Raw genomic sequence first — 11,764 nt, forward strand, 5'->3', positions numbered from 1 at the left:
TAATTTAATAAAAATTGTTGTAAGACATAACGGCTTTAAAAAAATCTTCCGTATCACTGCAATGCGGCATTTTTTTGCATTGTCCTGCCTCAAAAATAAGTTTTCTTTAAGTCTATGTTGTAGATTCAACGGGTATTCATTAACTGTTTTGTTGCTTTCTAACCTAAATTTTCACATCGAACTCACGTTAAAATATCTAAACATTCAGTTATAGTAAGTTCGCAATGCGTTGGCGAAGTTTTTATCATTCAATCAAATTTCAAAACGTCCAGTTTTTTTACTAATAAACTGGACAAATTAATTATATTTGTAGCACAGTAAAAAGATGAAAACCTCTGAATACATTTCATTTACTATAGATAGGCTACCCAAGGGCTATGTATTCACCTATGCAGACTTTTTTTCAGAGGTGAATCAAAAAGAAGCGGTAATAAAAGCACTGAATCGTATGGTGGCTTCGGGCAAGATTGCTAAACTATCCAAGGGAAAATACTACAAACCCGAAGTTACGCCCTTTGGCAATCTTCAACCCAATCAGGCACAAGTAGTAAAAGACTTGTTGGAAGAAAACGGAAAAATAACGGGTTATCTCACAGGTTACGGTATTTACAACCAATTAGGTTTAACTACACAAGTAAGCAATATCATACAGATAGGCAAAAATCAGGTTCGCCCTAAGTTTAAAAGAGAACGTTATACGATAGCTTTTGTACAGCAAAAAAACACCATCACCAAAGAGAATATTCCTTTGTTACAGTTACTAGATGCCATTCGGTACATCAAGAAAATACCTGATACCACTATAGAGGCATCGTGCAAGCGGTTTTTAGCCATTATCAAAAACTTTACGGATAAAGAAATCAATACCTTGGTTCGCCTGGCATTAAAATATCCACCTGCTACAAGGGCTTTGTTAGGAGCTTTGTTAGAGCAATTACAACAAGGCAACACAACAGAGGCTCTTTTCAAGTCATTGAACCCAATAACCAAGTATAAACTAACCGGTGCGGCGAAAGTACTATCTACCACAGAAAAATGGAATTTAGTATGAAGCTGCACCACAACACAAAATTGTTTACACAAACACTAAGAGCTGCATCACAGCACTTGGGTATTAAGTTGGAATTTATAGAAAAAGATTACTGGATAACATTAGTGTTAAGTCGTTTGGCAAAAAGTAGCTACGTTGATGAATCCGTTTTTAAAGGAGGCACATCGCTATCGAAGGGATACAATATGCTAGAGCGATTTTCGGAGGATGTAGATATTGCCATTATCAACGACAAGGGTAAAACAGGTAATGAAATTAAAACCATCATCCGCACAATTGAAAAAGAAATCACGCCTGATTTAAAAGAATTGCAAGTAGAGGGCGTAACAAGTAAGGGTTCAAGATTCAGAAAATCAGTATTTGAATATGTTGCGTCTGAAAAAGGTAATGCAAATAACAAACTCATTGTTGAAGTAAACTCGTTTGCCAATCCTTTTCCTTATCAACGATTGACCATTCAAAGTATGGTGTTTGACTTTTTGAAGCAAACAAACAATGAAAATTACATTGAGCAGTATGATCTCCAACCTTTTGAAGTTAACGTATTGAGCAAGGAACAAACGCTTGTGGAAAAAATGGTGTCGTTAGTTCGATTTTCCTTCAAAGAAAATACTGTTGAAAGCATCTCTCATAAGATAAGGCACTTTTACGATTTGTATCATCTTATGAAAAATTCTGAGTGTATTGCATTTGTGGCATCCGATTCGTTTAAGGAACAATTTGATACCATCTTGCAACACGATAGAGCTATGTTTGAAGAACCGACAGGTTGGCAAACTAAAGCGACTTCGGAATCTCCTTTAGTAAATGATTTTTCAAACGTCTGGCAAAAACTCAAAGAAAAATATCAAACTGAACTTTCAGCACTAGCATATAGACCTATACCTGATGAAAAAGAAATTGCGGTATGTTTTGAGGAATTAGCAGAGAGAATTAAATGAAATTCATCTTCGAAGAATTGGAGAAAGCGTTTACCGAGTTGATGGAACAAAAAGGCTTTTCACCACCACTCAGTCATTACGATGACTCGAAAACCCGAAGATGATTCATGAACAGCGAAATTATCATATATCAAAACCCGAAAGGCAACCTGAAATTTGAAGTTGGCAAGCAGCGTGAAAACGTTTGGTTAACCGAGGACTAGATGTCAACTCTATTTGTAAAAGCAAGGGATATCAGCAATGAGTATCTCATTTTTGCGGAGGGTTTACTGGGGAAAAAGTGGTTGTTCGGATTTTCCGAATAAGCAGCTAACACGCTGCTATTGTGTGAAGGCTAAAGGAGGTTCAAGTAAATGCATACAACTTTGATGTAATTGTTTGCAAAAATATTCTCGTGAAATTTCACAGCATCCAGCGTTCAAAGCCGCGGCCTTCAATGAGGTAATCGCAGCTGTTTTGCAAGCGTGAAATGGCTTGTTGTTCCCAGCCTGAGAAGGTGTTTTGACCCAAAAGTGCCAGTTGAATTTCTTTTCGAAAGCGTGCGGTTTGCGTTTCGTGTATGAGTTGCCAGTAATCGACGATTAGGTCTTTGCGTTTTTCGATGAGTTCGGGTGCCGGAATTTTATCGCGTTTTTGGTTGTTGATTTTGGAGTCGGAGGGGAGGAGGTTCCATAAATCGTTGTTTTTCCATACGGAAAACGGAATAACGTGATCGATGTCGTACGTATTGATTTTTCTGCCCGTCCATACGCAGTGTACGGTTCCGTTTTTGGATAAGATATCGCGGTATAATTTTTTCGATTCGGCGATATTTCGTTCGGTGATGGGTGAGTCGAGAATTTCGTTCAAGACGCGTTCCATAGACAGGTGTTTTCCAGAGGCGTTCACCGAAAATTCGGCCCATTTAAAGAGGATAGAATCTTGTCCGGACATGAAGCTCCCGAGAATTTTAAACGCTTCGTAATAGTCGGCTGGTATAGAAAACGATCCGAAATCGGTGATCATGCGTTCGAGGTCGAGGTGTTGGGAACGAGTAAGAGCTTGTCGTTTGTGTTCAAAAATCGAGTAGTATTCGTCGGATAGCGAGCGTCCGATGTATTTCATGGGCATGTTTACGACGGTGGCGCGAATCTTCCGGGCGAGTGCGGTGAAGTCGGCGCGAATTGCCTCGGGAATGCCTTTTGTTTTCAAGTCGTTGTAAAAGGCACTCAAGCCGCCGCGCGATTCGTAATAGCCGATTACCGATCGAAACTCGGTGGCAAAGGCCAGATCGGTGGTTCCGTTAATTTGCGGAATGAGCGTTTTCGATTGCAGCAATGGGTAGTAATACAGCAGCCATTTTTCGACCAGCAAGCCGGTAGGAATGTACACCCGATTTTCGAAAAAGGTAATGTAAGGCGAGTTGTCCTGAATAATCTCGATGACTCCACGCAAGAGTGCAAACTTATAGGTTGTCGACTTGCTGTCGCGTTCTATAATTTTACTGATGTTGGAGAATATTTCTGGGGACATTTTCTTGAAAGTATTTAGCGAAAATAGGGAAAACTGCGGTAGAAATGGGTGCTGTGAGATTTTTTAAGCGGGAGTGAAAAATACCTATAAGTAGGTAGTTTTGGGTGGGGGGGAGTAGTTACTTTAGCAGAGAATAAAAAACGAATTTTTCTAAAAGCTGGCGCAAAAGGCGAAGTAAGTGTCTTATTTGACATTTTTAAAATTCGCAGCAGATCTTAATCCTATAAAATTGATAATGAATTAGTTAACGCTGTTTTGGGTAGAAATATGGGCGGTGGTGTGCGCCGATTGTTGAGTTACCAGCACTACTAAAGACGACAGCGGATGATTTAATAGTTATGTTTTAATGTGTTTTTACGACAATATAAATCAAATCTTATGAAAAAGTTTCTATTACTATTTACAATTCTATTTTGCGAATTACTTTATTCTCAAATTAACCCTCAAATTACAGTTTTAACAACAACACTTATCGCCGGTAGAGCTGAAGCTGGAGCCATCGTTTACATTGATACGGATGGTAAAGGAAGTGAAGAATTCAAATTGACAATAGACAAAACTGGTAAGTTCAGTCAAACGTTTGCCCCAGCATTAATTTCTGGAAACTTTGTAATTATTTGGTCAGAAAACCTTGCTGATGGATTATCATCTAAAGTAGCTCACATTATCAAGACTGATGCAGAACTTATTGCAGAACTTATTAATCCAACTAACATAAAAGCAGATGAAGCAACTTTAGTTGAAAAAATGAGAGCACAAGATTTGTCTTTGGCAAATTCAGTTTTAACATATCAAACCGGTATTTTGAATACTAATTTTTCTATTCCTGTAGCTCGTTTTAATTTGTCAAAAGATGACACTACGGCAAAAGGTAATGTTTCATTGTTTTCTTCAATTGGTGCTGGTATTGGATTAAGTTGAGGAAGAATAGAAATAACAAGAAATAGTATTGGAGAAGTAATTAATGAAGAATTTTCCAATACTTTTGGAATTCATGCTGGTATTTTATTTTCGTCAGGTACTGGGGAAGATATTAAGAATGTCTTTGCTCCAACATTAAATCTTAGTCTTTTAGATATTCAGTTTGGTATTGGTTATGAATTGGGAACAGTAACAGAAAATCAAAAACGGACATTTTTTACTTTATCATACGCAATTCCATTGCATAAGCTAATTAAAAAGAGTTACAGAGTTTGGTGGAAAAACCCTAATCCGATAGCTGTAAAATAATTTATAACTAGTAGTATACTACCACGAACACTCTTAGCTGCTGCGCAACCTCCAAAGAAGTAATTTATCAAGATAATTCCAATAATTTGCCTCGTTTAAGATGATTTAAGCGAGGTTATTTTTTGGGTTACTATTTCAAAATGCAAAATTTTAATAGCTGACATCTGAGGGTTTTTAGTCTAAAAGAGTTTCTTAAGAAGCGATGTTATTCTCCCGCACTGCGAAATCCCCAAGCTTGTCGAAGGCAGCTTTTCGAAGTGCAGTCCCAGATGAGAGAATGCCATTGTTGCTCAATCGTTCTACGTATTTAAATCAGATGGATGGAAATACGTGCCGTATTTTAGTAAATTGTAGTTGTAAGTTAGGAAATCAGAATATCCTGAACGTTGGGATAGTTTGGGGATTGGGTAAGAATATGGGCGACTTTATAAATTGAATCTTTATTTGTCTTTAAACTTCTTATTAGAACAAAATAAAAAAAGTCCCACCGAAGCAGGACTAAAGACTTTCGTCTACGGCATGTAGCCTTATTGTGATAAGATTAAAGATTGGAAATATTAATCTGTTGCTAAAGTAGCAAAAAATTTTATACTGCAATACTTTTTTAAGTTAAGTTGTATTTTTCTGTATATTCACATTATAAAAGGAATAACGTTATGGCACGCATTTTAGGATTAGATTTAGGTACAAATAGTATTGGATGGGCTATCAGAGACACCGACAATGACGGTATTAAACAAATAATCAACAAAGGTGTAAGGATTTTTTCCGAGGGAGTTAAATCCGAAAAAGGAATCGAAAGCTCTCGCGCCGCTGAGCGAACAAGTTACAGAAGCGCGAGAAAGATAAAATACAGAAGAAAATTACGTAAATACGAAACGTTAAAAGTACTTTCAATAAACGGAATGTGTCCTTTATCAATAGATGAAGTTGAAGAGTGGAAGAAATCAGGATTCAAAGAGTATCCGCTTAATCCCGAGTTCTTGAAATGGTTGCGAACGGACGAGGAAAAAAATGTAAATCCTTATTTTTTCAGAGATAAAGCAACGAGACAAAAAGTGACATTATTTGAACTAGGGCGTGCTTTGTACCACATAGCTCAAAGACGTGGATTTTTAAGTAATCGCTTGGATCAATCGGCTGAGGGAATTTTTGAAGAACATAATCCTCGAATCCAAAGCCTTATAGAAGATATTGCTGACTCCAGTTTAATTGTCACTGAATTAAAAGAATATTTTATAAGCCTTGGAATTGTTGATGAAACAATAAAAGGTGGATTTGCCAAAGATTTAGATGAAGGTGAGAAAAAACTAAAGACACTTTACAATTCTTTGGTTGCAATTTCAAAAAAGAATGAAAACGATTTTAGTAAATGTAAAGAAGAACTTATCGCAAGATTAAATAGGAAAGAAGATCTAGGAAAAGTAAAAGGCAAAATTAAAGATATTTCACAGGCTATGCTTGATGGGAATTTTAAAACATTAGGTCAATATTTTTTTAGTTTATACAACAAAGGAAAAATTAGGAATCAATATACTTCACGAGAAGAACATTATCTCGAAGAATTTACAACAATTTGTAAATTTCAAGGTATTGATTCAATAAATGAAAATGAGCAACTACCCGAAAAAAAGTTTGATGGTTTAGCAAAAGATTTATATCGCGCTATTTTTTTTCAAAGACCATTAAAATCTCAAAAAGGTTTAATTGGAAAATGTTCCTATGAAACCAGTAAATCTCGTTGTGCAATTTCGCATCCAGATTTTGAAGAATATAGAATGTGGACCTATTTAAACACTATTAAAATTGGAAAGAAAGGTGAAAAAACTCTTCGATTTCTTTCACAAGAAGAGAAGTTAAAATTAGTGCCGAAGTTCTACAGAAAAAGCGATTTCAATTTCGAAGTTTTAGCAAAAGAATTAATTGAAAAAGGTGCTAGTTTTGGTTACTACAAATCATCTAAGAAGAGTGACTTCTTTTACTGGTTTAACTATAAACCAACTGATTCAGTCGCAGCGTGTCAAGTTTCTGCAGCTTTAAAAAGTGTTATAGGAGAAGATTGGAGAACAAGAATTTTCACTTATAAAACCTTAAATTCTACAAAAGCAGAGGTGACAAAATCAGTTGATTATAAAGACTTATGGCATTTACTCTCGGTTGCAACATCTGATATTTATTTGAATGAATTTGCTAAGAATAAATTAGGTTTTGACGACAAAAATGCCAAAGCATTTAGTAAAATCAAGCTGAAAAAAGATTTTGCAAGTTTGAGTTTGTCTGCTATTCACAAAATTCTCCCATACATTAAAGAAGGTTTGCTGTATTCTCATGCTGTTTTTATGGCAAATATTGAAAATATTGTTGATGAGCATATTTGGGCAGATTTTGAGCAAAGAAAATATATTCAATCAAAAATTGCCGAGTTAGTAGAAAATTATACTTGTGAGAAAAATCAATTTGAACTCATCAACGGACTTATTAGAGAAAGTAAACTAAAGGAAGAATATTATTCTAAGGAGGCTGAAGAAATTTATAAAAAGGATTTAGAAAACAAATTAGTTTCTTTTTACAGAAATCATACTATTGAAAATGCGGCAGATCAAAAAGCAATCCTTGATCACTTGTTTCCAATTTATATAGAGCAATTAAAGAAGTATGAATTTATCAAAATCAAACGATTAGATGAAAAAGTAATAGAATTTCTTAAAGGTGAAAATCAAGACGGGGAAGTCTTTTGCAGTAATACAAAGCGATTGAGTAAATTATATCATCCATCAGATATTGAAAAATTTAAAAGGAAAATCATTAAGGATGAATTTGGTAATGAAAAGGTAGTTTTAGGAAGTCCGCTAACCCCATCAATTAAAAATCCTATGGCTATGCGTGCTTTACATCAATTACGCAAGGTATTGAATGCATTAATTATCGAAGGTCAAATCGATGAGAACACTAGAATCCATATTGAAATGGCTAGGGAATTAAACGACGCCAACAAAAGGAAAGGAATTCAAGATTATCAAAACGAGAATAAAAAGTTTAGAGAGGATGCGATCAAAGAGATTAGAAAACTCTACTTTGAAGAATGTGGAAAAGAAGTGAATCCCTCTGAAGAAGATATTTTACGGTATCAACTCTGGCTTGAACAAAATAAGCAGGAAATTTACGAACCCTCGATTAATGGTGGTGCCAGTAAGAATATAAGTATTTGTCAAATAATTGGAAGTAATCCAGATTACGATATTGAGCACACCGTACCAAGAAGTCGATCGCAGGATAATTCCCAAATGAACAAAACGTTATGTAGTAAAAGATTTAATAGAGATGTAAAAGGAAATAAGATGCCTTTCGAGTTGTCAAACCATGAAATGATAATTCCTTTTATTTCGCATTGGAAGGAAGAGTCCGATAATTTATCTCGGGAAATCGAAATAATTTCCCGCTCAATAAAAGCGGCTAGTACCAAAGAAATAAAGGACAAAAAGATTCGACGACGACACTATTTAACTTTAAAACGTGATTACCTGCAAGGAAAATACGACCGTTTTATTATGGAAGTTCCGAGCATTGGCTTTAAAAATAGCCAAATTCCAGATACAGGAATCATTACCAAATATGCGCAAGCGTATTTAAAGTCTTATTTTAAAAGAGTAGAGAGCGTAAAAGGTGGTATGGTAGCCGAGTTCAGAAAGCAATGGGGTATTCAAGAAAGTTATATTGACGAAAATGGACTTAAGCAGTACAAAGAAAAAGATCGTAGTAAACATACGCACCATACCATTGACGCGATTACAATTGCTTGTATGACAAAGGATAAATACGATGTGTTAGCGCAGGCATGGACTTCGGAAGACGAACAGGATAAGCCCAAAGCAAAAGAGCTGATGGCGCAGGCCAAACCTTGGAAAACTTTTAAAGAAGATTTAGAAAAAATTGAACATGAAATTTTGGTTTCGCATTTTACACCTGATAATGTCAAAAAACAATCAAAGAAGATAATTAGAGTACGCGGTAAAAAACAATTTATAGCGGAAATTGACAGAGATGAAAATGGTAAAGCAATACCCAAAAAAGATGCTAACGGTAAAGTTATTTATAAACTAAACGAAAAGGGAAATAAAATTCCAAGATTGCAACAAGGTGACACCATTAGAGGTTCATTACATCAAGATAGTATCTATGGCGCGATAAAAAATCCGCTAAATACAGAAGAAATTAGGTATGTTATTCGCAAGGATTTAGATAGTTTAAAAGCAAATGATGTCGAAAATATTGTTGATGAAGCGGTTAAGAGTATAATCAAAGAGGCAATCGCAAATAAAATCTTAATACTTTCCTCTAATCCTCAGCAAAAGAACAAAGTGGATGGCATTGTCTGGATGAATAAAGACAAACATGTACCAATTAATAAGGTTAGAATTTATGCCAATTCAGTAAAGAATCCTCTAGAGATAAAAGAACATAGATCATTATCAAAATCAAGACACGAACACAAGCAAAAAGTTTATGGGCAGAATGATGAAAATTATGCAATGGCAATTTATGAACTAGACGGTAAAAGAGAATTTGAATTAATCAATAATTTTAATCTAGCTAAACTGATCAAGCAAGGGCAAGGACATTATCCTTTGCATAAAGAAAAAATTGTGAAGGGTAAAAGAATTATATTTCCTATAGCTAAAAGCAATAACAAGGATGTAGTTTTGAGAAAAGGGCAACAGGTTATATTTTACGATAAAACCATAGAGAGTCCAAAAGATATTTCTGAACTATTAGATTTGGACAGTCGGATGTATATAATTGAAGGATTATCTATCAATCGAGTAAAATCAGGTGGTATTTTTTATGAATTTGGAGTTATACTTTTACGATTTTTCAAAGAGGCAAGAAAAGCAGATGACATTAAGAAAGATGGTTATAAACCCGATGGCGATTTTAAAATAGGAGAAGAAAAACCGACCAGAAAAATGAGTCCGGGACAATTTACAGCTTTTGTAGAGGGAATCGATTTTAAAGTATTGCCTTCAGGAAAAATCCAAAAGTTGTAAAACGACTCGCTTTGGTGTATATTTACACCACTTAATAGTTTTATTATGGCAAGACAAACGATCACTTTAGCCAATCAAAACGATGAATGGTTAAAACAGCAAGTAGCAAACGAAGAATTTACGAGTAAAAGCGAGGCGATCAATTATTTAATCAAACAAGCACGCGAGCAAGATGCGTATGTAGAAGTTGTGCGAATGAAAATAGAAAAAGCTGAAAAAAGTGGTTTTAGCACAAAGACTAAAGAAGAATTGTTGGCAGATATTAAGAAAAAATTGAATGTATAGCTATAGATTGAATATTCAGGTTGAGGAAGATTTAACTCGAATATTTGAATATGGAATGAGTCAATTTGGTTTGAATGAAGCAACTAAGTACTATGATATGTTTTTTGAATGTTTTTCAAAAATCTCTTCCAACCCGTTTCTTTTTCCAAATGCAGATCATTATAAGAAAGGGTACCGCTACTGTGTTTGTGGAGTTGACACTATTTTTTATAAAGTTAATGGCAATGACATTGAAATCATGGCAATAATTGGAAGGCAAGATTTCTAAAATATTCTTTGAAAAGATGTTTCTCAACTCTTAAACAGCTCAAACCACAACGGAGTTTCGGCGGTAGCCCACTCCGTTGTGGTTTGATTGAAGATTGGAAAACACGATATTATCGAAGTTTCTTCATTACCTACGCCTAGAGTTGTGGTTTGATTGAAGATTGGAAAACACGATATTAAAACAACACGACTGTTACGCTTGCAGGCGTTGTGGTTTGATTGAAGATTGGAAAACACGATATTGTTTCTTGACCAAGTTTCTAAACGCCTTGCGTTGTGGTTTGATTGAAGATTGGAAAACACGATATTCTTTGCGCTAACAGTACTTGCTGCGCTTAGTTGTGGTTTGATTGAAGATTGGAAAACACGATATTTAAATCTTCCGCGCTCCAAACAAGTACAGCGTTGTGGTTTGATTGAAGATTGGAAAACACGATATTATGTTAAAGTTTGTCTGAACGCTTGTTTTGGTTGTGGTTTGATTGAAGATTGGAAAACACGATATTAGACGGCATGAAGATGAAAGACCATAAGTGGTTGTGGTTTGATTGAAGATTGGAAAACACGATATTCGTGAAAATTTTGTTGGCTCCAATATCGCTGTTGTGGTTTGATTGAAGATTGGAAAACACGATATTCAGCAAAAGCAGCTAGAGAATTACGTTTGCGTTGTGGTTTGATTGAAGATTGGAAAACACGATATTAAAATTACTTCACAAAGATAACGTATTTTGGTTGTGGTTTGATTGAAGATTGGAAAACACGATATTTAAAACCATTGAATCCGTTAAGAGCTCGAGGTTGTGGTTTGATTGAAGATTGGAAAACACGATATTCTAACGCGCTGTTTATCTCGATTGGAGCAAGTTGTGGTTTGATTGAAGATTGGAAAACACGATATTTCGGTTCGATTAGCGGTCGCGTATTCCACCGTTGTGGTTTGATTGAAGATTGGAAAACACGATATTGTAATGTTACTAATAACATTTGAGGTCTTAGTTGTGGTTTGATTGAAGATTGGAAAACACGATATTGGTTTTAGTACAGCAGAATTTGATTATTAAGTTGTGGTTTGATTGAAGATTGGAAAACACGATATTTAATTTTATTAAAGTTGATACTGACTTGAAGTTGTGGTTTGATTGAAGATTGGAAAACACGATATTAATAAAAAAATGGCAACTAGAAGTGGTTTAGTTGTGGTTTGATTGAAGATTGGAAAACACGATATTCTTTGGAGTTCGATAATTTTGGATTGAAAAGTTGTGGTTTGATTGAAGATTGGAAAACACGATATTACTAACTTTGACTTTGAACAGCAGAATTTCGTTGTGGTTTGATTGAAGATTGGAAAACACGATATTATTTGGTTTTAATAAACTAGAAAAATCTCGGTTGTGGTTTGATTGAAGATTGGAAAACACGATATTTAA

7 protein-coding genes and 1 CRISPR repeat array are annotated in these 11,764 nt (G+C 35.1%); of the genes, 6 read left to right on the forward strand and 1 reads right to left on the reverse strand.

Annotated elements, in window-relative coordinates:
- Positions 1–325: 325 nt before the first annotated feature.
- Positions 326–1,051: a DUF6088 family protein gene (locus ACOVQQ_RS11890; protein WP_421818389.1), complete on the forward strand. Its 726-nt coding sequence runs from the start codon at positions 326–328 to the stop codon at positions 1,049–1,051.
- Positions 1,048–1,992, forward strand: coding sequence for a nucleotidyl transferase AbiEii/AbiGii toxin family protein (locus ACOVQQ_RS11895; RefSeq protein ID WP_421818390.1), 945 nt, complete (start codon positions 1,048–1,050; stop codon positions 1,990–1,992). The genes ACOVQQ_RS11890 and ACOVQQ_RS11895 overlap by 4 nt, the downstream gene beginning before the upstream one ends.
- Before the next feature lie 402 nt (positions 1,993–2,394).
- Here the strand turns inward: ACOVQQ_RS11895 and ACOVQQ_RS11900 are convergent, their stop codons facing one another.
- On the reverse strand, positions 2,395–3,504 hold the full coding sequence (locus ACOVQQ_RS11900; RefSeq protein WP_421818391.1) for an HNH endonuclease domain-containing protein: 1,110 nt from the start codon (positions 3,502–3,504) through the stop codon (positions 2,395–2,397).
- A gap of 378 nt (positions 3,505–3,882) precedes the next feature.
- On the opposite strand from ACOVQQ_RS11900, the gene ACOVQQ_RS11905 reads away from it, so the two are divergent.
- From ACOVQQ_RS11905 to ACOVQQ_RS11920, 4 genes are all read left to right on the forward strand, one after another.
- Positions 3,883–4,425, forward strand: coding sequence for a hypothetical protein (locus ACOVQQ_RS11905; protein ID WP_421818392.1), 543 nt, complete (start codon positions 3,883–3,885; stop codon positions 4,423–4,425).
- A 965-nt stretch (positions 4,426–5,390) separates the two neighbouring features.
- Positions 5,391–9,779, forward strand: a complete 4,389-nt coding sequence (cas9, locus tag ACOVQQ_RS11910; RefSeq protein WP_421818393.1) for a type II CRISPR RNA-guided endonuclease Cas9 — start codon at positions 5,391–5,393, stop codon at positions 9,777–9,779.
- Between the two features lie 45 nt (positions 9,780–9,824).
- Complete coding sequence (locus tag ACOVQQ_RS11915) at positions 9,825–10,064, forward strand: ribbon-helix-helix domain-containing protein (RefSeq protein ID WP_298148797.1); 240 nt, start codon at positions 9,825–9,827, stop codon at positions 10,062–10,064.
- The gene (locus ACOVQQ_RS11920; protein ID WP_421818394.1) at positions 10,057–10,332 is read left to right on the forward strand and encodes a type II toxin-antitoxin system RelE/ParE family toxin; all 276 of its coding nucleotides are present in this window, start codon (positions 10,057–10,059) and stop codon (positions 10,330–10,332) included. Before ACOVQQ_RS11915 ends, ACOVQQ_RS11920 begins: the two co-directional genes overlap by 8 nt.
- Before the next feature lie 75 nt (positions 10,333–10,407).
- Positions 10,408–11,761: a CRISPR direct-repeat array (repeat unit 36 nt; unit sequence GTTGTGGTTTGATTGAAGATTGGAAAACACGATATT).
- Positions 11,762–11,764 lie beyond the last annotated feature (3 nt).

This window comes from Flavobacterium sp. (genome assembly GCF_049240005.1).
Classification (GTDB): domain Bacteria; phylum Bacteroidota; class Bacteroidia; order Flavobacteriales; family Flavobacteriaceae; genus Flavobacterium.

Coding starts and splice junctions, on each gene's coding strand:
- cas9 (WP_421818393.1), top strand. CDS start 5,391: ATGGCACGCATTTTAGGATTAGATTTAGGTACAAATAGTATTGGATGG.
- ACOVQQ_RS11890 (WP_421818389.1), top strand. CDS start 326: ATGAAAACCTCTGAATACATTTCATTTACTATAGATAGGCTACCCAAG.
- ACOVQQ_RS11920 (WP_421818394.1), top strand. CDS start 10,057: ATGTATAGCTATAGATTGAATATTCAGGTTGAGGAAGATTTAACTCGA.
- ACOVQQ_RS11895 (WP_421818390.1), top strand. CDS start 1,048: ATGAAGCTGCACCACAACACAAAATTGTTTACACAAACACTAAGAGCT.
- ACOVQQ_RS11915 (WP_298148797.1), top strand. CDS start 9,825: ATGGCAAGACAAACGATCACTTTAGCCAATCAAAACGATGAATGGTTA.
- ACOVQQ_RS11905 (WP_421818392.1), top strand. CDS start 3,883: ATGAAAAAGTTTCTATTACTATTTACAATTCTATTTTGCGAATTACTT.
- ACOVQQ_RS11900 (WP_421818391.1), bottom strand. CDS start 3,504: ATGTCCCCAGAAATATTCTCCAACATCAGTAAAATTATAGAACGCGAC.